Annotated in this window: 17 protein-coding genes and 1 tRNA gene; 14 read left to right on the forward strand and 4 right to left on the reverse strand. The window is 46.6% G+C overall.

Translation table 11 applies throughout. The features are described from left to right. Window positions 1–571: 571 nt before the first annotated feature. Window positions 572–1,498 (reverse strand): 1-aminocyclopropane-1-carboxylate deaminase/D-cysteine desulfhydrase, encoded by a 927-nt coding sequence (locus JAO78_RS16250; RefSeq protein ID WP_226752414.1) that lies wholly within the window; start codon window positions 1,496–1,498, stop codon window positions 572–574. A gap of 293 nt (window positions 1,499–1,791) precedes the next feature. Between JAO78_RS16250 and JAO78_RS16255 the strand changes: the two genes are divergently transcribed. From JAO78_RS16255 to JAO78_RS16305, 11 genes are all read left to right on the forward strand, one after another. Next, the gene (locus tag JAO78_RS16255; protein ID WP_226752415.1) at window positions 1,792–2,835 is read left to right on the forward strand and encodes a rod shape-determining protein; all 1,044 of its coding nucleotides are present in this window, start codon (window positions 1,792–1,794) and stop codon (window positions 2,833–2,835) included. A 27-nt stretch (window positions 2,836–2,862) separates the two neighbouring features. Next, window positions 2,863–3,720: a rod shape-determining protein MreC gene (mreC, locus tag JAO78_RS16260; protein ID WP_226752416.1), complete on the forward strand. Its 858-nt coding sequence runs from the start codon at window positions 2,863–2,865 to the stop codon at window positions 3,718–3,720. Then, complete coding sequence (gene mreD, locus JAO78_RS16265; protein WP_226752417.1) at window positions 3,720–4,202, forward strand: rod shape-determining protein MreD; 483 nt, start codon at window positions 3,720–3,722, stop codon at window positions 4,200–4,202. The genes mreC and mreD overlap by 1 nt, the downstream gene beginning before the upstream one ends. Beyond that, on the forward strand, window positions 4,202–4,768 hold the full coding sequence (locus JAO78_RS16270) for a Maf family protein (RefSeq protein WP_226752418.1): 567 nt from the start codon (window positions 4,202–4,204) through the stop codon (window positions 4,766–4,768). Before mreD ends, JAO78_RS16270 begins: the two co-directional genes overlap by 1 nt. 2 nt (window positions 4,769–4,770) lie before the next feature. Then, window positions 4,771–6,237, forward strand: coding sequence for a ribonuclease G (gene rng, locus JAO78_RS16275; RefSeq protein WP_226752419.1), 1,467 nt, complete (start codon window positions 4,771–4,773; stop codon window positions 6,235–6,237). Then, window positions 6,237–10,094 (forward strand): YhdP family protein, encoded by a 3,858-nt coding sequence (locus JAO78_RS16280; RefSeq protein WP_226752420.1) that lies wholly within the window; start codon window positions 6,237–6,239, stop codon window positions 10,092–10,094. The genes rng and JAO78_RS16280 overlap by 1 nt, the downstream gene beginning before the upstream one ends. Further along, window positions 10,066–10,917: a carbon-nitrogen hydrolase family protein gene (locus JAO78_RS16285; RefSeq protein ID WP_226752421.1), complete on the forward strand. Its 852-nt coding sequence runs from the start codon at window positions 10,066–10,068 to the stop codon at window positions 10,915–10,917. Before JAO78_RS16280 ends, JAO78_RS16285 begins: the two co-directional genes overlap by 29 nt. After that, window positions 10,917–12,356, forward strand: a complete 1,440-nt coding sequence (tldD, locus tag JAO78_RS16290; protein WP_226752422.1) for a metalloprotease TldD — start codon at window positions 10,917–10,919, stop codon at window positions 12,354–12,356. Before JAO78_RS16285 ends, tldD begins: the two co-directional genes overlap by 1 nt. Window positions 12,357–12,428: 72 nt before the next feature. Beyond that, window positions 12,429–13,424: a branched-chain amino acid aminotransferase gene (locus JAO78_RS16295; RefSeq protein WP_226752423.1), complete on the forward strand. Its 996-nt coding sequence runs from the start codon at window positions 12,429–12,431 to the stop codon at window positions 13,422–13,424. A 133-nt stretch (window positions 13,425–13,557) separates the two neighbouring features. Then, window positions 13,558–14,100: a PH domain-containing protein gene (locus tag JAO78_RS16300; protein ID WP_226752424.1), complete on the forward strand. Its 543-nt coding sequence runs from the start codon at window positions 13,558–13,560 to the stop codon at window positions 14,098–14,100. Beyond that, window positions 14,093–15,685, forward strand: a complete 1,593-nt coding sequence (locus tag JAO78_RS16305) for a PH domain-containing protein (protein WP_226752425.1) — start codon at window positions 14,093–14,095, stop codon at window positions 15,683–15,685. Before JAO78_RS16300 ends, JAO78_RS16305 begins: the two co-directional genes overlap by 8 nt. 33 nt (window positions 15,686–15,718) lie before the next feature. On the opposite strand, the gene yjgA is transcribed toward JAO78_RS16305, so the two are convergent. After that, entirely contained in the window at window positions 15,719–16,249 is a 531-nt protein-coding gene (gene yjgA / locus JAO78_RS16310; protein ID WP_226752426.1) for a ribosome biogenesis factor YjgA, read from the reverse strand. Window positions 16,250–16,367: 118 nt separating this feature from the next. On the opposite strand from yjgA, the gene pmbA reads away from it, so the two are divergent. Beyond that, a complete protein-coding gene (gene pmbA, locus JAO78_RS16315) occupies window positions 16,368–17,711 on the forward strand; it encodes a metalloprotease PmbA (protein ID WP_226752427.1) in 1,344 nt (447 codons plus the stop codon). Between the two features lie 227 nt (window positions 17,712–17,938). Here pmbA and JAO78_RS16320 read toward each other — a convergent pair whose 3' ends face one another. Continuing rightward, the gene (locus tag JAO78_RS16320; protein ID WP_226752428.1) at window positions 17,939–20,110 is read right to left on the reverse strand and encodes a M3 family metallopeptidase; all 2,172 of its coding nucleotides are present in this window, start codon (window positions 20,108–20,110) and stop codon (window positions 17,939–17,941) included. Between the two features lie 166 nt (window positions 20,111–20,276). Then, window positions 20,277–22,184 carry an ATP-binding protein gene (locus tag JAO78_RS16325; RefSeq protein ID WP_226752429.1) on the reverse strand — a complete coding sequence of 636 codons (1,908 nt, stop codon included), beginning with the start codon at window positions 22,182–22,184 and terminating at the stop codon, window positions 20,277–20,279. Between the two features lie 154 nt (window positions 22,185–22,338). Here JAO78_RS16325 and JAO78_RS16330 point away from each other — a divergent pair. After that, window positions 22,339–22,415: transfer RNA gene (locus JAO78_RS16330), tRNA-Arg, on the forward strand. A 539-nt stretch (window positions 22,416–22,954) separates the two neighbouring features. Continuing rightward, entirely contained in the window at window positions 22,955–23,653 is a 699-nt protein-coding gene (locus JAO78_RS16335; RefSeq protein WP_226752430.1) for a FadR/GntR family transcriptional regulator, read from the forward strand. Window positions 23,654–23,867: the final 214 nt, after the last annotated feature.

Below are 23,867 nucleotides of genomic sequence, written 5' to 3' on the forward strand. Positions count from 1 at the left end.
GCAAAAGGCCTACCCTAACGGGTGGGCCTTTTTGCATTGAAGCGCCTAGCGGCGCACACTCACGCATGCCAGCCACAGCCCCTGCGGGGTGTGGCATTGCAGTGGGCTATCCCTGCCCACTGCCCTTCGGGCCGTCGCTTCGCAACGTCCAAATTCGTTCCTGACGAATTTGTCGCCATGCGATTTGGTACTTAAGGATAGTAAAAGGCATTTAACGCAGTTAGCTCGAATTGTTCCGAGTAACGAAGTACACCGTTAGACAGATTTTTAACGGGACGTCACCATCATGCTCAAAACTCAAAACTCAAAACTCAAAACTCAAAACTCAAAACTCAAAACTCAAAACTCAAAACTCAAAACTCAAAACTCAAAACTCAAAACTCTCTTCGTCTACCCCCTTCCATCTTAACGTCTGCTCAGCACTGCCCAGTCTCTAAGTTCACTCTAATCACGCGTGCAGTATCACTGACAAAACCTTTACAAGCATTGCAACTGCTTCACCAATAGCCTCATAGTGATTTTCTTTATTTGTTAGAGTAGGGTTTTCAATGCTTGATGACCCAGTGCATTGTCAGCGATTTAATAAATCGAATTGCTGTTCACTGAGGATTTTTCGATAATGTAAGCCTGCTAAACCTTGTAAGCCACCGGTGTGGAAAAAAGCGATGCGTTTATTTGCTGGGATCTTGCCTTGGTCCAATAGTCTAAATAACTGTTGTAGTGCTTTGCCGGTATATACCGGTTCTATACTGATATTTTGTTGTTGTTTTGCCTGACAACAAAAATCAATTAACTCGTTAGATACCTTGGCATAGTTAGAGTCGGCAGGTTGAATTGACCAGTTTTGATCATTTGCGGCAGCTATCATCGAATGAGGTAAGCATAGTTTTACCTTATCTGTTAAGGCGCTGTCTTTGACGACGGCTAAACCCAATATTTGCGTTAGCGGATATCGCTGGATCAGACCTGCCAAAGTGCCGCCACTGGCCGTAGCACAGCATAGTAGGTCGGCAATACCATTGGGTGTTTCGGCTAACGGTAATGTGGCAACGCCTGCTGCGCCTTGTAAATTGCTGCCACCTTCCGGTATCACAAGATAATCGGGATACTGTTGCTGCAAATATAAATTGAACTCACTGCTGGAACGTTGTCTAAACTGTGTTCGTGTTAAGGCGTGTAATTGCATGCCATGCTTTAAGCACTGGGCTAATGTTGGGTTATTTAAGTCTAGCTGCTCGGTACGCACTAAGCCGATGGTCGGAAAATGGTAATAGTGTCCAGCAGCAGCGAGGGCGGCTAAATGGTTAGAAAAGGCTCCGCCTAAGCTAAGAATGCCTTGCGTGGGCAAACGTTGTTGTAATGCGTTGTGTAATTTTAGCCACTTATTACCCGCAATTTCAGCCACAGGCGGGACTAGGTTTAATAACCATAGCTCGTTGTTGTTCGCGTTGAGGCGTTCGTCATACCAGCGTTGCCAGTGTATTGGTGGAAGTGTCATCGTCGTTATTCGTCTGCTTATCTTTAACGTAAATTACTATTACAGTATAAGGTGCAGCGAGTATAACTGGCTCAGTAATTTGTTAGCAAAGCGTGTGAAGAGCTGACAAAAAAGCAGCAGTACGTGGTTTTTTTCAGTAATTGGGTTAATTTGGCAAAAAAGTCATAAAAAGCTATTTTCTTGCCTGAGACTTACTTAGAATAGCGTTAACTCTTCTAAATTTTTTTTCTGATTGCTGACACGCTCTTGTTGGCTTTAGCAGTCGGATGTTGTTAAAAGGATCCACCTTCTCCATGTTTAATAAACTGCGCGGCATTTTCTCAAATGATCTGTCCATCGATCTTGGTACAGCTAATACTCTTATTTATGTAAAAGACCAAGGTATCGTTTTGAACGAGCCTTCTGTAGTCGCTATCCGACAGGAACGCGCCGGTGGTCCTAAGAGCGTGGCCGCAGTAGGGCATGCGGCTAAACGCATGCTGGGTCGTACGCCTGGTAATATCAAAGCTATTCGCCCGATGAAAGATGGGGTCATTGCAGACTTTTATGTTACTGAAAAAATGTTACAGCATTTTATTCGCCAAGCGCACAGCAACAGTTTTTTTCGGCCTAGCCCACGTGTTTTAGTTTGTGTTCCTTGTGGTTCTACTCAAGTTGAGCGTCGTGCTATTCGTGAATCTGCCCAAGGCGCCGGTGCGCGTGAAGTGTATTTAATTGATGAGCCTATGGCCGCAGCCATTGGTGCGGGCTTACCGGTTTCAGAAGCTACCGGCTCTATGGTCGTTGATATCGGTGGTGGTACTACAGAAGTCGCTATTATTTCGTTAAATGGCGTGGTGTATTCTTCTTCCGTGCGGATTGGTGGCGACAAGTTTGATGATGCGATTGTTAACTATATTCGTCGTAACTACGGCATTTTAATTGGTGAAGCAACAGCTGAACGTATTAAGACAGAAATTGGCTCGGCTTACCCGAGTGACGATGTGTTAGAAATTGAAGTACGTGGTCGTAACCTTGCTGAAGGTGTACCACGTAGTTTTACTATGACCAGTAATGAAATTTTAGAAGCCTTACAAGAACCATTAGCCGGTATTGTCAGTGCTGTAATGGTTGCCTTAGAGCAATCCCCACCTGAGTTAGCGTCAGATATTTCTGAGCGCGGCATGGTATTAACCGGCGGTGGTGCACTGTTACGTGATCTAGATCGTTTGTTAATGGAAGAAACCGGTATTCCGGTTGTTGTGGGTGATGATCCATTAACATGCGTGGCTCGTGGTGGTGGTAAGGCGCTGGAGATGATCGATATGCACGGTGGCGATGTTTTCAGTTACGAGTAATGAGGTTTAGCACCGTCAGAGACCTACATGAATGATTTTTTTAGTCGTGGCCCGGCACTCGGGCTACGTTTAGTATTTGCTATAGCCTGCAGTGTCGGGCTAATGTTTGTTGACCGCTATACCGAAAGCTCCACGCAGTTGCGTAGTTATCTCACTTCAGCCGTTAGCCCGCTATTTTATGTGGCAAGTTTACCTGAAAGTCTTATTTCCGGTGCCTCAGAGCAGCTTTTGTCTCAACAGCAGTTATTAGCTGAAAATGCTGAGCTCAAAACACGCTTATTGAACCAAGAAACGCAATTACAGTTGTTATCGTTTTTAAAACAAGAGAACAACAAACTACGAGCGTTACTTGGTTCAGCACCTGTGGTCGAGGGGCAGCGCCTGATTGCTGAAGTACTTGCCGTATATAGCCATCCTTTTAGTCATCAAATTGTGTTGAACAAAGGCACTAATGATGGCGTCACGGTGCATCAACCCATTATCGATGAAAAAGGGGTGCTTGGGCAGATCGTCAGCGTTGGGCCAAATAGTAGCCGCGCTTTGTTAATTTCCGATAATACTCATGCAGTTTCATTACGTGCAGAACGTACGGGGGTGCGCACCGTGGCAGAAGGTTTAGGCCAATGGGATATGCTGCGCGTTATCCATTTACCGTTGAGTACCGATATTCGAGAGGGCGATCGTTTGTTAACCTCTGGCTTGGACGGCCGTTTTCCTGAAGGCTATCCCGTGGCGGAAGTCATTAACGTTATTCGAGATGATAGCCAACCGTTTATGACGGTATATGCCAAACCTTATGCCAGCTTGGATCGCATCCGACATGTGTTGATCTTATGGCCAGGTACGCAGGTTGAAGCGGTGCGGCAGGAAGAGGAACCAGAATAATGCGCCCAGCACAGGGTTTAGGTTTTATTTATTTAAGTTTAATTACGGCGTTGTTGCTGACGGTTATTCCAGTACCGTTTCAATTCAGCTTATTTCGGCCCGATTGGGTGTTGCTTGTTTTAATGTATTGGACCTTAGCCTTACCACGTAGAGTGAATATTGGTACGGCTTTCTTTATGGGGTTTTTAACCGACGTTTTGGTGGGCACTGTGTTAGGGGTGAACGCCTTAGCGTTTTCAGTGGTTGCTTTTGTGATGGCGGTTAACCACCTGCAAATTCGCAACTTTGGTGTTATCCAGCAAAGTTTATTAGTCGGTTTGTTGTTAGCACTGTATCAATTATTGCTTTTTTGGTTGAGTAACTTTTTAACGGGCGTTAATTTCCGCCCCGCTTTTTTGTGGCCTGTGCTGACTGGCATGCTGGTTTGGCCTTGGTTGTTTTGGTTTTTACGGCGTTATCGCCGCAAACTTAAGATCCAATAATGTATCCGAAAATTGCTTTAGCTTCAGCCTCACCTCGTCGGCGCGAATTGTTGCAACAGTTGGGTGTGGAGTTTGATTTAATCAGTGCGTCGATCGATGAAAGTGTTTTGCCAAATGAAACGGCTGCCGCCTATGTTAGCCGTTTGGCACTGCAAAAAGCACAAGCCGGCGCCGCAAAAATTGCCAACGCATTACCCGTTCTGGGCTCAGACACCAGTGTGGTGGTTGACAATAAAATTTTAGGTAAGCCAACGGATTATGCTGATTTTTTGGCTATGATGCAGTTATTATCCGGCCGTCAGCATCAAGTTATGACCGCCGTTGCCATTGTTTCACCAAGCCAAACCTTACAAGCGTTAGCGATAACAGATGTGTTTTTCCGAGAAATTAGTGAAGCCGAAATGGCTGACTATTGGTTAACTAAAGAACCTTGCGATAAAGCCGGCGGTTATGGCATCCAGGGTTTAGCCGGTAAGTTTGTCGAAAAAATTCATGGTAGTTATAGTGCTGTAGTAGGTTTGCCGCTGTGTGAAACAGATCGTTTATTACAGCAGTTATCGAGGTAGGCATGAGTGCCGAGTTACTGATTAACGTTACCCCTACCGAAACACGTGTTGCGCTGATTGAAAATGGCGTGCTGCAAGAGTTGCATATCGAACGTCAGGCCCGTTTGGGGCTGGTGGGCAATATTTATGTCGGTAAAGTCAGCCGCGTATTGCCGGGCATGCAAGCCGCCTTTGTCGATATTGGCATTGATAAAGCCGCTTTTTTGCATGCATCAGATATCGTGCAACACAATGAAGCCACTGAACTCGAACACAAACCCGGTATTAGTAAAGATATTCGTGTATTAGTGCGTGAAGGGCAGTACCTATTAGTGCAGGTTGTTAAAGATCCGCTAGGGACTAAAGGCGCTCGTTTAACCACGGACATCACCTTACCTTCACGCTATTTAGTCTTTATGCCCGATTCAACGCATGTCGGTGTATCCCAGCGCTTAGAAAGTGAAGCGGAGCGACAGCGGCTAAAAGAGATCGTATCCAATAATATGGACGACAGCGGGGGGTTTATTGTACGTACTGCCGCAGAAGGCGCCGCTGAAGATGAACTGATACATGATGCCAAATTCTTAAAAAAACTCTGGAGCAAGGTGCTCAAGCGCAAAAAAAATACGCGCAAAGAAGCGGTTGTCTATGAAGACTTAACCCTGTGTTATCGCATATTACGTGACTTTGTCGGCACAGAGTTGGAGCGAGTACGAGTTGATTCAAAGCTTACCTTTCAACAACTTACCGCTTTTTGTGAAGAGTTTATGCCACAAAGTGTGCCCTTGCTGGAGTATTACCCCGGCGAGCGGCCGATTTTTGATATGTTCGATGTTGAAAATGAGATCCAGCGAGCTTTAGAGCGCAAGGTGCCTTTAAAAAGTGGTGGCTATTTGATTATCGATCAAACCGAAGCTATGACCACTATCGATGTGAATACCGGTGCCTTTGTCGGCCACCGAAATTTAGATGAAACCATTTTCAATACGAATACCGAAGCCACCCAAGCCATCGCACGGCAATTACGGCTGCGTAACTTGGGCGGTATTATTATTATCGATTTTATCGATATGCAAAATGAAGAACATAAACGGCGCGTATTTCATAGTTTAGAGCTAGCATTAGCCCGCGATCGAGCCAAAACCAATATTCATGGTTTTTCTGCGCTGGGTTTAGTGGAAATGACGCGCAAAAGAACCCGCGAAAGTTTGGAACATATTCTATGCTCAGAGTGTCCAGTATGTATGGGCCGCGGTTCGTTAAAAACCGTTGAAACCGTTTGTTTTGAAATTTTGCGCGAAATCGTGCGGGTTAATCGGGCTTATTCTGCAGATAAGTTTGTGGTTTATGTTTCACCTGTTGTTAAAGATGCACTAACGACAGATGAGTTTCATAGTTTAGCTGAGTTGCAGGTTTTTATAGGTAAGCAAATCAGCATACATGCAGAGCCGATGTATACACAGGAGCAGTTTGACGTGGTAATGATGTAGTGCAGAAAACAAAGCAATTTTGTTTTTACTGTCTGCATAAATTATGGATAGCGCTGGCTATTTGTTTGGTGGTGCTAGCTACCGTGGTGTCGGTGCTACGCATTGCGCTACCTTATGCAGACAATTACAAGCACCATATTGAACAGGTACTGACTACACAACTCGGTACTGAAATTACTATTGGCCAAATTACCGCTGCATGGCGACAAAGCGGCCCCGCTCTAGTGTTAAAGCAAGTCGAGTTGAACGCGGCCGAGCAGCTTCAACTGCATATTGAACAAACGTCTATTCGTATCGACTTCTGGGGTAGTCTTACTTCAAGACAACTGACCGCTGAACATTTTGAATTACGTGGCTTACGTTATTGGTTAGATGCCGATGCATTGGTGCAGCCGGGATCTAACAAAGTAGGTTCGGTGAATAAGGTGCTACTGGCGTTAGAGCAATTATTTTTCCGGCAATTAAAAGAATTTACCCTGCGCGATAGCCAGCTGATCCTGTTTAGCGCCGATAATCCACAGTTGGTATTGGATATCAGTCAGTTAAATTGGCGCAACCTACAACAACATCACCAAGGTCATGGTGAGCTCTCCATCGCGGATGTGACGGCTAATACCGTTAGTTTTATCTTAGATTTTCAAGGCCCAAGTTTGGCTGAGTCTCAGGGCCAGCTATATCTGCAAAGCTCTGAATTAGACTTAATCCCGTTATTTCGGCAGTGGCTGCCGCAAACCCATCGCTTAGAAAAAGCCAGTATTAACTTTGAGGCTTGGGCTTCGCTTGACAACGGTCAATTACATCAGATCCACGTTGAGTTAGCAGATAACAGCATGCATTGGCAGCGCGCCGGTACCAAGCACAGTTTAAAGTTGGGGCCAGGGCAATTGTTATGGCAACCGGTAGCCGAAGGCTGGCAACTGTTATCCAGTGAATTAAGTTTAGCGGATGAGCTAGAAGTGTGGCCGGGATTGCAATTTCAACTGCATAAAACCCCAGAGCGCTGGGTTGCAGCGATCCAGCAATTTCAGTTAGATGCCTTAGAGCCATTGGCACAATTGTGGGCTGAAGACAGCCAAGTGCTGCAAGGCATTTTAGCCTATCAACCTTCGGGCTATTTAGAACAGGCGCATTTGGCATGGCAAGACACGCAATGGCAGCTACAAGGTCAATTCAGCAGTTTTAGTAATCTTGCCGTAAAAGACATTCCTGGTACTGAAAACTTAGCAGGGCAGTTTTGGGCGGGCAACAACTTTGCCTGGTTAGCGCTGTCGGCAGAAGAGCAGCAATTAACCTGGGATGGTTTATTTAAACAGGCCTGGCCTTATCAGCAATTAACAGCGGATATTCGTTTACTTAAACGGAACAACCACTGGCAGTTACAGATCCCCACTTTACAGCTGCAAGCCACCGACTTTAGTTTTGACGGCCAACTGGCTTTAACACTGTCTGAACAACCTGAGTTAGCTTTGCTGGCACAAGTCACCGGTTTAGATGCGGCCAATGCCCATTATTATTATCCGCAGCGCTATATGCCGGAGAAAACGCGAGACTATCTGACTAATGCGCTCAATAGCGGTCAAGTGATCCAAACCACTTTTTTGTGGCAAGGCGCCTTTGCCGATTATCCGTTTCGTGAGGGGCAAGGCCATTTTCAAGCTTTTGCCGAGCTAAACGAAGGGGTGTTTTATTTTGCACCCAACTGGCCGCCCTTAACGGAGTTGCATGGAACTTTGCTGTTTGATAATGCCAGTATGCTGATTGAATCACACAGCGCAAACCTTGCTGAATTGGCATTAACGGAGGTAGTCAGCGCCACTATCCCGAATTTGTTTGACGCGACCCAGTTGGATATTCGTTTAAATTCACAGTTAGACAGTCGCAATATCACCGAGGTTATCTCGCAGTCGTCATTAAAAGACAACTTAGGTAAAACGTTAGAGCACTTAGGGTTAATCGGGCCACAACGTGTTGAGATGCTTTTAGAAATTGGTTTACGTGAGCCAAGTGTGAAAGTGAGTGGTGTCACGCGTTTACTGAATGTGCAAGCCAACTTAAAAGCCCCCGCACTGCAAATTAATGGTTTAACGGGCAGTATTCAGTTTATTAATGAACAAATCAGCAGTGATCAGTTGCAATTTAATTGGCAAGGCATTCAAGGTGCCGCGGAATTAAAAGGAAGCTTACAAGAAAAAGGTTACAAAGTTGACCTCGCTGTAAATGGCTTAACACCGGCGACCGATCTCACTTTGCCGTTGTGGCCGGAAGCCGCAGATTTGCTTGAGGGTGAACTTGATTGGCAGTTAAAGCTGGCGTTATTGTTACCGAGCAGTGGTTTTACCTATCAGGCCGAGCTCAGTGCGCGGCTGGATGACTTAGCCGTAAACTTACCTACCCCCTTTGCTAAAACACAGCAGCAAGCGGCCAGCTTACAATTGGTGGCGCACGGTAATGAACAGCAAAGTTATTTTACGTTGGATTATCCAGCGCTACTTAACTTTCAAGCCGAACTGCCACACAGTACAGGCGTGATAAGTCGTGCACAGTTATCGGTTGGTAGTGCGGACCCAGGGCTGGGAAGTAAAGGGTTTAATGTCGACATCAATTTGCCAGCAGTCAGTTTGCTGCCATGGTACGAGTTTTTACAGCCGTTACTCAGTTTGAAGAGCGAGGGCCAGGGGTTATTACCGCCGTTAAACAAAGTGCGTGGCCGTATTGGCGCGATAGCGCTACCCGATAATTTGCAGTTAACCAATACGGTTTTTGAGTTATCAAGCACAGATCAAGCGTGGCAGTTACAGCTTAATGGCACAGAATTAGCGAGTCGTTGGCAGTTTTTCCATGACTGGCAAGCGCAAGGCATTGCCGCACAGTTTGATTACTTGCATCTTGCTGTACCTGAAAAAGACGCGGCCTTGGCAGAAAACGAACGCGCTGTAGCGTTATTAGCAGAGTTACCTGAGCAACAATGGTTAACTCAAATGGTGCCATTGCAATTAAGTTGTCAGGATTGCTCAATTGGTCATTACCGTTTTGGTAATGTCCAAGTTCAAGCGGCGGGTACGGGTGATACTTGGCAGTTACGCCAATTCGATGCCAATTACAAAGGCAGTAAGCTTGGCGTATCAGGCTATTGGCAGCCTGATAACGCAGCAGGTGTTAGCCATTTTAATGGTAGCTTCTCTAGCCCGAATATCGGTAACTTATTGGCTGAATATCAATTAAGCACCGCCATTAGCGGCAGCCGCAGCGACATCAGTTTTGAGCTAAATTGGCCAGGTGCGCCGCAACAATTTCGTTTAGGCTCACTCAATGGCGATGTTAAGTTTGCACTTGGTGATGGCGCTTTAACAGAGGTCAGTGATCAGGGCGCGCGGTTATTTTCACTGTTTAGCCTAGACTCGTTAGTGCGTAAATTGCGGCTCGATTTTCGTGATGTGTTTGCCAAAGGTTTTTACTACAACAAAATGAGTGGCACCCTGAACGTGCAGCGCGGTATTGCGCAAACCAATGACTTTGTGGTGGATGGTGTGCCAGGCAATTTAGCGATTCAGGGCTATTCTGATCTGGTAAAACGGCAGATGGATTATCAAATGTCCTTTGCGCCGAAAGTAACCTCGAGTTTACCGGTGATCATTGCCTGGATGGTGAATCCCGCGACCGGTTTAGCGGCACTTGCCTTAGATGAAGTCTTTCAATCGGCAGAAGTGATCTCGCGTATTAATTTCACGGTAACCGGCAGTTTTGATAAACCGGTCGTGACGGAAGTCAATCGACACAGCACCGAAGTGCCCGTACCGGTGCGTATTGCTCAACCAGAGGCGGTTCCCCTTGATAACACTCAACCCCGCTCAGACTAAGTGGCAGCTCAGCGCCATTCAATTTAACAGCCAGCCCGATCCCGAGAGTAATTTATATTTCTTACGTGAGCAATTAGCACAATTGCCGCGTGCTTTGCAGCATCTGGTGGTTCTGCCAGAGTGTTTTGCCGTATTTGGTGGGGCTGAAGGGGTACAGCAACGTTATCAAGAGCCGCTAGGGCATGGGCCTATTCAGCAGGCTTGTGCGGCATTAGCTCAGCAGTATCAGCTGTACTTGGTGGCCGGGAGTTTACCAACATGCACCGATGAGCCAACGCGTTTCGCTGCCAGCAGTGTGTTTTTTGCGCCTGATGGCCAGTTATTGGCCGATTATCAAAAATTACATTTGTTTGATGTGAGCGTGAATGACAGCATGGGATCGTACCGCGAATCACTAAGTACCCAGCCGGGTAAGAAACTAACATTATCTGAACAGGGCAGTCTGAAACTCGGAATGACTATATGCTATGATGTGCGCTTTGCTGGCTTAACACAGGCGTTAGCCGATCAGGGTATGAATGTACTCAGCGTGCCGGCGGCGTTTACCGAAGTCACCGGCGCGGCACATTGGCATACGTTATTACGCGCCCGCGCTATTGAAAGCCAAAGCTTTGTGGTGGCGCCAGGCCAAACCGGTACCCATGCCAATGGGCGTAAAACATTCGGTCATAGCCTGATTATTAGCCCTTGGGGCGAGGTGTTAGCTGAGGCGGGCTCCGCCCCAGGTTGGATCTCAGTTGCGGTCGATTTGGCCGATTGCCAACAATTGGCCGTAAACATGCCAGTAAAGCAACATAACCGATTTAGAAGTGAGCTGAAATAATGAATGTAGTAGAACAAAACCTAATTAATGCCTCTGAGCTGAGCGCCCGCGATTTAGAACAGACGCTGGGCTTTTTGTTTGCGCATCAGCTCGATTATGCCGATTTATACTTTCAATCTAGCGTGCATGAGTCGTGGGTATTAGAAGATGGCTTGGTAAAAGATGGCTCATTTAATATCGAGCGAGGCGTCGGAGTACGCGCTATTAGCGGCGAGAAAACCGGCTTTGCTTATGCCGATTCGATCAATAGCGATGCCTTAAAACAAGCGGCTACCGCCGCGCGCGGTATTGCTGCGCACGGTCAACAAGGCAGTGTTAAAGCCTTTAGCCGCACGGGCAATAGCCAAATTTATTTACCCTGCGAGCCCTTACAAAGCCTGAGCAACACCGACAAGGTCGCTTTATTGCATCAAGTTGAAGCCTTTATTCGTACCCTAGACAAGCGGGCTGAGCAAGTTATGGTGAGCCTAACCGGCGTTTACGAAGAAATATTGGTTGCAGGTAGCGATGGTACCTATGCGACAGATATTCGACCTTTAGTGCGCTTAAATTGCTCGGTGCTATTAGAAGAAAACGGTCGTCGCGAGCGCGGCAGCGCCGGTGGTGGCGCGAGAACGGATTATCACTATTTTAGTGAAGAAGTTGACGGTGCGCTGCGCTGGCAGCAGTTTGCTCGCGAAGCCGTACGGATGGCACAAGTCAATTTAACCGCAGTTGATGCGCCTGCTGGCACCATGCCGGTAGTGCTTGGCTCTGGCTGGCCAGGCGTGTTGTTACATGAAGCGGTAGGCCATGGTTTAGAAGGTGATTTTAACCGTAAAGGCTCCTCGACTTTTAGTGGCCGTATTGGTGAGCAAGTGGCGTCGAAGCACTGTACTATTGTCGATGATGGTACCCTGACGGGCCGTCGTGGTTCATTAAATATTGACGATGAAGGTACAGCAAGCCAATACAATGTCTTGATTGAAAACGGTATTCTGAAAGGCTACATTCAAGATAAACATAACGCGATGTTAATGGGCGTGGCACCTACCGGTAACGGTCGTCGTGAGTCATTTGCGCACTTACCCATGCCACGGATGACCAACACCTACATGTTAGCGGGCGAATATAGCCCAGAAGAAATTATTAGCAGCGTGAAGAAGGGCATTTATGCGCCTAACTTTGGTGGCGGCCAAGTGGATATTACTTCGGGTAAATTCGTGTTTTCGGCTTCTGAAGCCTACTTAATTGAAGACGGTAAAATTACCACACCGATTAAAGGCGCGACTTTAATTGGTAATGGCCCAGAAGCGATGCAACATGTGTCTATGGTCGGCAATGACATGCGCTTAGACAGCGGTATCGGCGTCTGTGGTAAACAAGGTCAAAGTGTACCGGTTGGTGTAGGGCAGCCTACCTTGAAACTGGATGCGCTGACCGTTGGCGGCACTCAATAATTAATAATAGATAGCGTTAACCTCTGGATCTGCCGGCACAGGCCGGCATTACTACATATGCAGGAAAGAAAGATGGCAGCATTTGGTACGGTATTCACCCCCGAGATGATTATCTCGCGTTATGAACAAAATCAGTGGAGCACACCAGCAATGGTGTCGAGTAATAGCATCAGTTTGCACCCGGGTGCACATGTGCTGCATTACGCTAGCACCTGTTTTGAAGGGCTAAAAGCGTTTCGTCACGCGGATGATTCTATTCATATTTTTCGGATGGATAAAAACGTGGCGCGCTTACAGCAAAGCAGTGCTTTGCTGGCGTTACCTGCTTTTGACCCGGTCATGTTATCCAACATGATCATGGATATCGTGCGTCAATATGCGGCAGATGTGCCAAGCCCACCGGGCTCAATGTATATTCGCCCTACCCATATCGGTACCGAAGGCTCTATCGGTAAAGCCGCAGCACCCAGTTTAAATTCGATGCTGTATGTGCTGTTATCTCCGGTGGGTGATTATTTTGCCGGTGGCGCCAAGGCGCTAAGATTATTGCTAGAAGACGATGCCCGCTGTGCTAGCCATATGGGCATGGTAAAAAGTGGTGGTAATTATGCCAGCGCACTGCAGCCTATTATGAAAGCCCGTGCCGCAGTGCAAGCCGATCAAGTCTTGTTCTGCCCGAACGGCGATGTACAAGAAACCGGTGCTGCGAACTTCTTATTAATTGATGGTAATGAAATTATAACTAAAGCACTGGATAGCTCGTTCTTGCACGGCATTACGCGTGATTCTATTCTAACGCTGGCGCGTGACCGCGGTATGAAAGTGTCTGAGCGTGAGTTAACGGTTGACGAGCTACTCGAGCGCGCAGTACGGCCCGGTGCCGAAGCGGCGTTATCGGGTACCGCGGCGGTATTAACTGCGGTAGGTACCTTGATCCATGAAAACAAAGAGTATCAAGTTGGCGGCGGTGAGGCAGGGCAAACCACCGCGGCCTTGCGTCAGGCGCTAAATGATATTCAATGGGGCAAGGCTGAAGATAAATTTGGTTGGTTGACGAAGGTCTGCTAAGCCCTGCAGTCATACGCTGATTAAGACGGCAGCTACGGCTGCCGTATTTATAGGTATAAACAAAATGACTGGTGATAAAGCGGTACGAGCTGCTATCATTCTGCTTACACGCCAATAACAGCCAGAGAACAACATGGATCAGCAGCCTTTTTATAACCTTGCTTTATCTGACACCGATTTACCGGCGTTAGCGCAATTAAACTGGCAGCCCCTTTCCCCAAAATATAAACCGTTAATTGTGGCTTTAGATCTCGGCTGGACAGCCTTGCTGACACTCCTGTGGCTGGTCTTGCTGTATCAACCGTTTTGGCCTGTTGATGAAGTCCATCAGCCGCTGTTGCTTTTTATAGGCTTGCTGATCAGTGGCCTAGGGCTGCTGCTGGCAACATGGGATCACTTCGCACTGCCAACATACGCTTATGCGCTGCGCCAACATGATCTTAGTTTTCAACGCGGTTTATTTTTTCGTAAAAGCACTACGCAACCGTTATTGCGTATTCAGCATATTGAACTTAAGCAAGGGCCTTTAGATCGCTGGGCCAATTTAGCCACGCTACAAGTATTTAGTGCCGGTGGCGCCATGCATACTTTTCAAATCCCCGGTTTGCCTGCTGATACCGCCCAACAAATTCGCCAGTTAATTTTGCAACATAAGGATATGCAGCAACATGGCTGAGCCGCACATCAGTGTCAGTGAAACGACGCCGGCCCTAAATTCTTTATCGCAATGGCAGCGAGTATCGCCGATTGCGCTGTTGTACCTGGCGTTACGTTTAGTTAAAGCGATTTTTGGTAACGTGAGCTACTTGGCCCCGTTGCTGATTGTGTTTTATCAAGGCATACAGCGGCAACCTCGCGCCTTCCTGCTTGGCGTACTGGTGGTGCTGCTGTTGCTGATCGTGGTTGCCTTGTTGCGCTATTGGGCTTTTCGTTTTCGCATTATTGATGAAACGGTGGAGATCCGTTCAGGCGTGCTGCGGAAAGCGCAGTTAAATTTACCCTTTAATCGCATTCAAAATGTGAGGTTACAACAACCGCTGTACTATCGGCCGACAGGGCATTTATGTGTGCATTTAGATACGGCCGGTTCCAAAGTGCAAGAAGCGCAGCTGGCGGCGTTACCCGAACATTGGGCACAACAATTACAACTCGCTATTTATGCTAAACGCCAAGCGTTAGCCACTGCCGCGCAGCCACTTGAGTGCATCGACGAAACCGCCACAGCCAATACTGAAGCTGCGACAGCAGCCACAGATCCAACAGAAACACTGCTCTGTCGTCGTGATATTGGCGATTTGGTGCTATACGGCATTAGTAATAACCGAGTGATTTTAGCGTTGGGTTTGTTAGCGCCTTTTTATCGCCCTTTAGTGGATACGCTAAATGAAAAGTTACCTGTATTGGGCTTAGATATTAGCGGTTGGTTTAACCCTGCCCAGCAATCATGGTTCGGCGTGGGGTTAGCCGTGCTCGCGACTGCAATGTTCTTTATGCTGCTGATCACACTGGGATCAATTGCTTTGTCGGTGATCAGTTACTATCAATTTCGTTTGTACCGCACGCAGGACCGCTATATTCGGCGCAGTGGTTTGTTTACCCGCCATGAGATCAGCATGATATTATCGCGTTTGCAGTGGGTAAAGTTACAACAAGATTGGTTAGATAAACTGCTTGGGCGCTGTAATTTACATTATGAACAAATGTTTTCACCGCTGGAGGCCATGCAGCAAAATGCCGGTCACAGTAAAATTATGGTGCCAGCGCTTCATCCTGATGCCGCAGCGCAATTACTTTATGAAGCTTACCCACAACAACAATTAGCAAAAATGGCTTTAAAAGGGGTGAATTGGCGCTATTTAATTCCGAGCGCTCTGTTTGTCAGTTTGCCGATATTGGTGATCAGTTTGTTGTTGATGATACGCACCTCAGTATGGATTGGCAGTTTTGGCGTGTTGCTAAGCGCTGTGGTGCAAATATTGCTGTGGTTACGTTGGCGTAAATTTGGTTATGCACTCGATACTGAGTTTTTGTATATCCGACAGGGCGTGATTGGCGCAGATTATTATTGTGTGCCACTGCATAAGTTACAGCAACTGACCTTAAGCCAGCATTGGTTTATGCGCCGAGCGCAGCTGCAACATTTGCGGTGTGTGTATGCGGCTGGCGCATTGAATATTCCCTATATGCCGCAAGCCGATGCACAAAAACTGGCTAACTACGCCTTGTATCAAGCACAAGCCAGTGGCAAAGGCTGGATGTGAGCCTTGGCACACATCCAGTATTTGATTAGGGGGTTATTCAGGCAGGATCAACGGTCGGATCAGCTGAAACAGCTCACGGAAAGCCTTTGGGGGTTGCTCTTTTTCTGCTTCACGTTTGGCATTACGGATCAGTTGTCGTAATTGCTGCACGTCTACCTCAGGGTAATCTGCAATAAACGCCGTTACGGCATCGCTATCGGCTAATAAGCGATCGCGCCACGTTTCTACTTTATGAAATTGCTTGGTTGCCGCGCGATTGGTGTTACGGATCAGCGCTAACGCCTGTTCAATCGGCTCTAAATCGCGATCACGCATTAACCGGCCAATAAACTGTAAATGGCGGCGTAACGCTTCGCGTTTTTTAGCCAGTCTATCGGCTAATTCTAGTGCGTCTTTTAATTCGTCATCCAGCGGCACCTTAGCGCGTAATGCTGGGCTAAGAGCCAGTAGCTCTTCACCGAGCTCCTGCATGGCTAACATTTCACGTTTAATCTGGCTTTTACTGATGTGATCCGGTTGTTCCAGCCATTTGCTGTCACCGTATTTAAATTCTGTATCTGTCATGGCTCTAAGTTCTATAAAAATAATTACACCTAGTATATCACTAAACTCGGCAGAGCAGGCAGCAGCCTTTGTCTGACTATGATAAGCTTAGCCCATTGATTTAGAGGTAAGAGTAACTATGCAGCAACAATCAGAAATTCAACGGGAAATTGCCGAAGTAAAAGAAGCCGTTAGTCAGGTATTAGCCCATGCCAAACGCTTAGGGGCCAGTAGTGCGGAAGCGTCAATGAGCCGTACTCGTGGTTTAAGTGTCGAAACTCGACACGGTGAAGTGGAAACGGTTGAATTTAACCAAGACGGTGGTTTAGGCATTAGCCTGTATTTTGGCCAGCGTAAAGGTTCTGCCTCTACTGCCGATCTTAGCCCGCAAGCGCTAGAGCGTGCAGTAGCTGCCGCAGCAGATATTGCCCGCTATACCTCAGAAGATCCGCATGCTGGCGTAGCGGAGGCGGCATGGTTAGAATTTACCCCACCAGAGTTAGATTTATATTACCCCGACAGCATTGATACTGAACAGGCCATTGCGCTGTGTGCTGGCGCAGAAGACGCTGCCTTTGCGACGGATAACCGTATTACCAATTCTGAAGGTGCGTCGTTTTCAACACACCAAGGCTTAAAAGTGTATGGCAACAGTCATGGCCAAATTGTCGGTTATCCTAGCTCTCGGCACAGTTTTAGCTGCGTAGTGATTGGTGAGCAAGACGACGATATGCAGCGCGATTATAGCTTCACTGTGGCACGGCGTTATGCTGACTTATTAGATCCCAAACAAATTGGCCGCGAAGCCGCCTTAGAAACCGTTGCGCGTTTAAATGCACGAAAGATCCCGACGCAAAAAGTCCCTGTGATATTTCGGGCAGACATTGCCAGCAGTTTGTTTGGGCATTTAGTGTCTGCCATCAGCGGGGGCAGTATTTATCGTAAATCGAGTTTCTTACTGAATAAAGTTGGCCAGCCCATTATGGCGCCGCACCTGACGATATTAGAGCAACCGCACCTGAAGCTGGCGCTTGCTTCTAGCCCCTTTGATGCGGAAGGTGTTAAAACGCGTGATTTAGCGGTAATCGAAAATGGCGTGTTAAACACCTATCTGACCACCAGCTACTCCGCGCGTAAATTAAACATGGCCAGCACCGGGCATGCTGGTGGTATTCATAACTGGTTGATTAACCATGGTGATACCGATTTAGCCGGTTTGTGCAAGCAGATGGGCAAAGGCTTACTCGTGACTGAGCTGATGGGGCAAGGCGTAAACACGGTAACGGGTGATTATTCTCGCGGCGCTAGCGGTTTCTGGGTTGAGCATGGCGAAATTCAGTTCCCAGTAGCAGAAGTGACCATTGCGGGTAATTTGGCTGATATGTTTATGAATATTGCCGCTGTGGGTAATGATGTTGATCGGCGCGGTGGCGTACTCACGGGGTCGGTTTTAATCAGTCAAATGCAGGTTGCGGGCAGTTAATGTGTACTTTTGCTGGATTAATAAGCGGTAAACGAGACTTATGTCTGAGTGGCAACGCTTTATCTGTGTTGAACAAACCGACAGCATGAAAGGCTAAGTTAGCCGTGAGCAGTAAATATAAAGCCCCGCATTTTGCGGGGCTTTGGTTTTTGTGTGCACGGATGAAGCTTAATGCCAAACCGTTAAATACAAAATGTACAACGGCTTAGCATTAAATAGCCTGCAGCTTAGTCAATCTTGGTTTTTAAACCGCGACGAATTAACAGTGCATCTGTGGTTGGCTCTTGTCCGCGGAACGCTTTATAAGAATCCATGGTAGGGCGTGAGTTGCCGACTTCCAGAATGTTTTTACGATAATGGTCGCCATTTTCACGCGTTAAGCCACCGTTTTTCTGCACATAAGCAAAGGCATCGGCGGCAAGAATTTCACTCCACATATACGCGTAATAGCCTGCTGAGTAGCCACCGCCCATCGAATGTGAGAAGAAATTTGATTTATAACGTGGTGGCACGGCAGGTAAATCAACACCATGCTTTTTCAATGCCGCGGCTTCAAAGGCTTGCGGATCTTGCAGTGGTGCATCGGCCGGTAATGAGTGCCATTCCATATCTAATAACGCGGCCGACATATATTCTAGCGTATCAAAACCTTGGTTAAAGCTACGCGAGCGAATCACTTTTTCTAATAAGGCTGCAGGGATTGGCTCACCGGTTTGATAGTGTTTAGCGTAGTTGCTTAAAATCTCGGGATGTTGTGCCCAGTCTTCCTCAAAGGTAGACGGGAACTCAACAAAGTCACGCGATACCGCAGTCATTGCCAGCGAAGGGTTTTTTACATTTGAGAGCATACCGTGTACACCATGGCCTAACTCATGGAAAATGGTAGTGGTGTGATCATAGCTGATTAACGTAGGTTGCCCCTCTGGCGCTTTTGGAATGTTCATGACGTTAACTACAACAGGCTTTTGCCCGGTTAAATGTGATTGCCCTACAAAGGCGCTCATCCAAGCCCCGCCGCGCTTGCCTTCACGTGCAAAGTAATCGGCGTAGAAAATGGCTAAGCTGCTACCATCCGCGTCAAATACTTCATAAGCGACAACGTCTGGATGATAAACCGGTAAATCTGGTCGAGGTTTGAAGCTAATGCCATAAAAACGGTTTAAATAATAAAACACACCGTCTTCTAATACGCGGTTGAATTCAAAATACTGTTTAACTTCGTTTTCGTCTAAGTCATATTTTGCTTGGCGAACAAACTCAGCATAGTATTCCCAATCCCAAGGTTGTACTTCAAAATCACCGCCTTTTTCAGCGATCATTGCCTGGATCTCAGCTTGCTCTTGCTTGGTATTGGCAACTACCGCAGGGGCCATTGAACCTAACATAGCAAAGACCGCTTGTGGTGTTTTGGCCATGTTGTTTTCTAAAGTAAAGCTAGCCCAATTATCATAGCCGAGCAGTTGTGCACGTTCGGCGCGTAATTGCGCTAAACGAGCGACAATATCGGTATTGTTATTGTCGCCACTTTGCGCGCGGTTAGCCGAGGCTTCCCATACTCGTTGGCGCAAGTCGCGGTTATTTAACGAGCTTAAAATGGGCTGACGTGTGGTGTTGGTGATGCTGATTAAATATTTACCGTCATGGCCACGCTCTTTAGCCGCGTTGGCCGCTGCAGTAATTTGTGCTGGTGAAAGGCCATCGAGCTCTTCTACGGTATCAACGATAACAGCAATATTCGCCGTTTCGGCTAACAGGTTTTGTGAAAATTTGTTGGTTAAAGTGGAATGTTCTTCATTCAGGGCGCGGATCGCGGTTTTTTGCGCGTCGTTAAGTTTGGCACCGGCTCGCACAAAGCGCTCATAATATACTTCAACCAAGCGCAACGATTCGGCATCTAAGTTTAAGTCATTGCGAGTAGTATAAATTTGCTCGATACGAGCAAATAGCTCGGGGTTTAAATTGATATTGTCTGAGTGCGCGGCCATCTTAGGAGCCAATTCGCTTTGAATGTCACGGCGTGCTTCGTTGCTGTCGGTGCCGGTCAGGTTATAAAATACGCGAGAAACACGTGTTAATAACTCACCGCTTTTTTCCATAGCAACCAAGGTGTTTTCAAAGGTTGCAGGTTCCGGATTATTGGCGATAACCGCAATTTCATCTAAATGTTGCTGCATACCCGCGGTAAAAGCTGGTAAAAAATGCTCATCTTTAATGGCGGCAAAATTTGGCGCTTCATAAGTTAAGGTGCTTTTTTGAAAAAACGGGTTGCTCACTGTTACATCCGTAACCGCAGCCGGTGCGGCAGCTTGATTCGCTTGTTGAGTTGGGGTGGTGTTGTCTGTACAGGCGCTCAGTGCAAGTACAGCACTGATAGTCGTAGCGAGTAATGATTTACGCATGATGTGCTCCATGGGTTAGCTTGGTAATTTTATAGTTATGCAATGCCTTTTAAGCGGCATATAGTAATATTTCAGTATGCCAAATAATGCTCTCAGAAAAAGCGGTTTTGCAACTAAATCACCATAATATCAGACCAATTGCCCTTGTTTTGCTGTTGTAACACGCTCAGTCTTCTGCTGGCGTGCTCAGCGGTAGGGTAAAGTAAAAGCAGCTACCATCATTTAGCCGTTCATAACCCACAGTACCCTGCAGTTTTTCAATGATTTCTTTGCAAACCGCCAAGCCTAAGCCTGTACCGCCTTGCTCACGCACTGTCGGGTTATCGGCTTGGGCAAAACGTTGGAACAGCATAGGCTCAAAAGCCGGTGGCACGCCTTTGCCATGATCGATAACACTAACTTTGATCGTTTGCTCTTGCTGCTCGAGCCGAATATGCACGGTCGACGTTGCCGAAGAGAATTTTATCGCGTTAGAAAGTAAGTTGATCACTACTTGGCGTAAGCGTGCTTCATCGGCTAACACCCAAAGGCTGTGTGCAGAACTATTTTCTAGCTCAATGATACGATGTAACCCATGCAATTGAGCAATACATTGTAGTAACAAGGCTTTTATATCAACCGGCCGCACATTAAAACGCATATGGCCGCTACTGAGCTTTTCAAAGTCGAGTAGGTCGTTCACCAGTTGGTGTAACTGCTTACAACTTTGCTGGGCTAAATGCAGCATTTTATGTTGTTTCTCGGTTAATTCACCCAAAGCACCGCCCAGTGCTAAGCTCAAACTGCCATTAATGGCGGTAAGTGGTGTGCGCAATTCGTGGCTCACGGTTGCGACAAAGTCGTTTTGTAGGCGTTCTACCCGTTTGCGTTCAGTGATATCACGTAATACAAACAAGCGCTGGGCTTGTTGCAGGGGTAACTCGGTATGTGATAACTGCAGCGGGAAACTTTGTTGATCAGCGCGTCGCCCCAAACACTCAATTTCAACTTGCTTTGGCTGTGCAGGATCATAAATTTTCGCGCTGTCTTCACTAGCATCTAATAAACACGTCCAGTGTTTACCCAATAAACTTACGCCTGAATAAGCAAAAATCCCATAACAGGCTCGATTAGCGGTTTGAATAATGCCACGAGCGTCAACGGTAATAATGCCATCAAAGACATTATCATGAATGCTACGCAGCGTTTTTTCCTTATCGCCTAATGCTTTAGCACTCTGCTTTAAGCGTTGCATCGAGAAAAATAAGCGCCACTGTAACAACAGCATAATCATTCCCGCGCTGTACAGCATACCCCGAAGCCCAGACACGTGTTGCTCCGACAACTCAGCTGCTGGGATAGCCATTTGCCACTTTGCCCCTCTAATAGATACATTTAGAATAGGGTTTTTGCTGTTAAAAAGAGTATTATCGCCAAAAAAGCTTTCAGTAAACCGCTGGTCAGGTAGTTTACTACGTAGCGCAATGGGTAATTCTAATTGCTTTGAAAGCTCCTCCAGACGCTGCCAAATAGGTTCAATGTCGATTACCGTACTGACAATGCCCCAATATTCGCCGTCAGGCATAAAAATGGGGTAGCGATAGATAAAAGAAATACCACCCTGCACTAAATGTATCGGGCCTGTTAGTTTGGCATTTCGATCCGCAATAATGCTGGCAATAGCCGGCCATTGCTCAGGTAAATCGGGATAATATAAGTTTAATGCTTGCTCGTTGCCGGCCAACGGAAAGATGTAACTGATACGATTCGCTGGCGCAATACCAATGTTCCTAATGTGGGGAGATTGTTGCACCATGCCGGGCAATAACACGTTTAATTCGCTATCACGAATTTTACCGTCCATCGCAACAATATAAGACGCCAAACCAATGGTTAAATAAGATGAGATATTCAATTCGCTTTCTAACTGCGAGCGTAATTGCTCTGCCGTATTTAAGCGTTGCTGCAGTTGCTCAGCGCGCAACCGGTGCTGCTCATTATTTAAAAACCACTCAACGCCCAGCAAAAACAGCAAGCATGAAGCGATCATAGCAAGCCATTGCCATAATTGTAGGCTAGAGCGATAGTTCAACATAACAAGGGGATTGCCGCAGAAAGTGAAAACATGCAGGCAGATTATAGTCACTTGCCACCAGATGCAAAAAAGATTCGAACTGTTCGCCTAAAAAAGCAACGCCCAAGCAATAGACTTAGCGCCAAAGCCTGTCTATAATGCGCCCTCTATCGCTGCACCCGTAGCTCAGCTGGATAGAGCGCTGCCCTCCGGAGGCAGAGGTCCCGCGTTCGAATCGCGGCGGGTGCACCATAAAACATCAAAACCACCTTAAGGTGGTTTTTGTGTTTTTGGCACTTGCCCAGTGAGAACGCGTTGTTCGACAAAAACGCCGGGAGCGTTTTTGAACAGCTCCGCTGGCCCGAAGGGCGAGGGCAGGACAGCCCGAGTAATCGCGGCGGGTGCACCATATAAATCAACCACTTATGCGAAAACCAGGTGGTTTTTTTGTTTATTGTGCCACGATTGTGCCAAGGTTGTGCCAACTTTAAAATTTACCTCATCAAAAATACTGGATTGTTGACCCCTGCTTTAACACATTATGTTTTTAGGGTTAACTTATTAATACTCAATAGGGGAGCTCCATTCTTCAATGTTATAACATTTAGATAAAATTTTACAAACAGCACCTACTTGTCAGCAAAGACTGGGAAGTCCAGACATTGGTTTCTAGTTGTTGAGAGAATAAATTCTATTTTTGACGTTGTTAGTTCTATTACGCATAATTAATAAAAATGCTATTATTGGTTTTACCACCTTGCCGCCTTAAATTTCTGAAAGGGAGCCTAGTCTTGGATCTACAGGTTATAAAAGCTGACAGACTGTATATCAAAGTTGCTCAGCAACTTTCAAAACTTATTCGAGATGGAGGCATTAAGCCAGGTGAAAGATTTCCGGCTGAGAGAGATTTAGCCGTCAAGCTTGGGGTTAGTCGCCCTACAATACGTGAAGCTATGATTGCGTTAGAACTCTCAGGGATTATCGAAATCAGAACCGGGTCGGGTATTTATGTTACCGGTAAGAAGCCCAGTCTTGAAACTATCGACAGGGGTATTGGGCCGTTCGAAATACTTGAAATACGTTACATTGTTGAATCAGAAGCATGTGCTTTGGCTGCAGAGCGAATTACAGAGGAACAGCTAGTACAATTGCGGCAAGCTTTGCGCGAGATGGAAGAAGAAGAAAAACAAGAAGATGCGACAGAAAAAGCGGATTGGAAGTTTCATAGTATTATTGCAGAGGCTTCGCAAAATAGCGCTATTTACCAAGTAGTGAATTGGCTTTGGGAATTGCGTAACGAGTCGGTATTAAGTACTACATTTTTAGAGAATATTCGAAAGGAAGGTATTCATCCATCTCTCAATGACCATCGTCGCATTCTTGAAGCTTTAGAGAAAAGAAACGCCGAACGAGCCAGGATTGCCATGAAGAACCATATAGATAATGCTACATCTGCTGCGGCAGCCCATTTTGGGCCTGACGCATCTTAACTCGTACACCATCTTTTTTCTGAAATTTTCCATGTTCGAAAAGAAGCTATCCAACTCATTGGATAGCTTTAATTTCATGCTCGGCAGCTATCTTTAGATAAACCCCCTTTACGCTTTTACTAATAAACTCGAGAACAGTGGGGGTGTCACCCGGATAAAAGACTATCGATGCGTAGCCGCTGGAAAACTGAATATTATCAGTACCCGTTGGAGT

Source organism: Alishewanella maricola (assembly GCF_016343785.1).
Lineage (GTDB): Bacteria > Pseudomonadota > Gammaproteobacteria > Enterobacterales > Alteromonadaceae > Alishewanella > Alishewanella maricola.

Bases quoted from the DNA above. Each gene is read 5' to 3' on its own strand.
- JAO78_RS16250 (WP_226752414.1), bottom strand. From the start codon at position 1,498: ATGACACTTCCACCAATACACTGGCAACGCTGGTATGACGAACGCCTC.
- JAO78_RS16255 (WP_226752415.1), top strand. From the start codon at position 1,792: ATGTTTAATAAACTGCGCGGCATTTTCTCAAATGATCTGTCCATCGAT.
- mreC (WP_226752416.1), top strand. From the start codon at position 2,863: ATGAATGATTTTTTTAGTCGTGGCCCGGCACTCGGGCTACGTTTAGTA.
- mreD (WP_226752417.1), top strand. From the start codon at position 3,720: ATGCGCCCAGCACAGGGTTTAGGTTTTATTTATTTAAGTTTAATTACG.
- JAO78_RS16270 (WP_226752418.1), top strand. From the start codon at position 4,202: ATGTATCCGAAAATTGCTTTAGCTTCAGCCTCACCTCGTCGGCGCGAA.
- rng (WP_226752419.1), top strand. From the start codon at position 4,771: ATGAGTGCCGAGTTACTGATTAACGTTACCCCTACCGAAACACGTGTT.
- tldD (WP_226752422.1), top strand. From the start codon at position 10,917: ATGAATGTAGTAGAACAAAACCTAATTAATGCCTCTGAGCTGAGCGCC.
- JAO78_RS16295 (WP_226752423.1), top strand. From the start codon at position 12,429: ATGGCAGCATTTGGTACGGTATTCACCCCCGAGATGATTATCTCGCGT.
- JAO78_RS16300 (WP_226752424.1), top strand. From the start codon at position 13,558: ATGGATCAGCAGCCTTTTTATAACCTTGCTTTATCTGACACCGATTTA.
- JAO78_RS16305 (WP_226752425.1), top strand. From the start codon at position 14,093: ATGGCTGAGCCGCACATCAGTGTCAGTGAAACGACGCCGGCCCTAAAT.
- yjgA (WP_226752426.1), bottom strand. From the start codon at position 16,249: ATGACAGATACAGAATTTAAATACGGTGACAGCAAATGGCTGGAACAA.
- pmbA (WP_226752427.1), top strand. From the start codon at position 16,368: ATGCAGCAACAATCAGAAATTCAACGGGAAATTGCCGAAGTAAAAGAA.
- JAO78_RS16320 (WP_226752428.1), bottom strand. From the start codon at position 20,110: ATGCGTAAATCATTACTCGCTACGACTATCAGTGCTGTACTTGCACTG.
- JAO78_RS16325 (WP_226752429.1), bottom strand. From the start codon at position 22,184: ATGTTGAACTATCGCTCTAGCCTACAATTATGGCAATGGCTTGCTATG.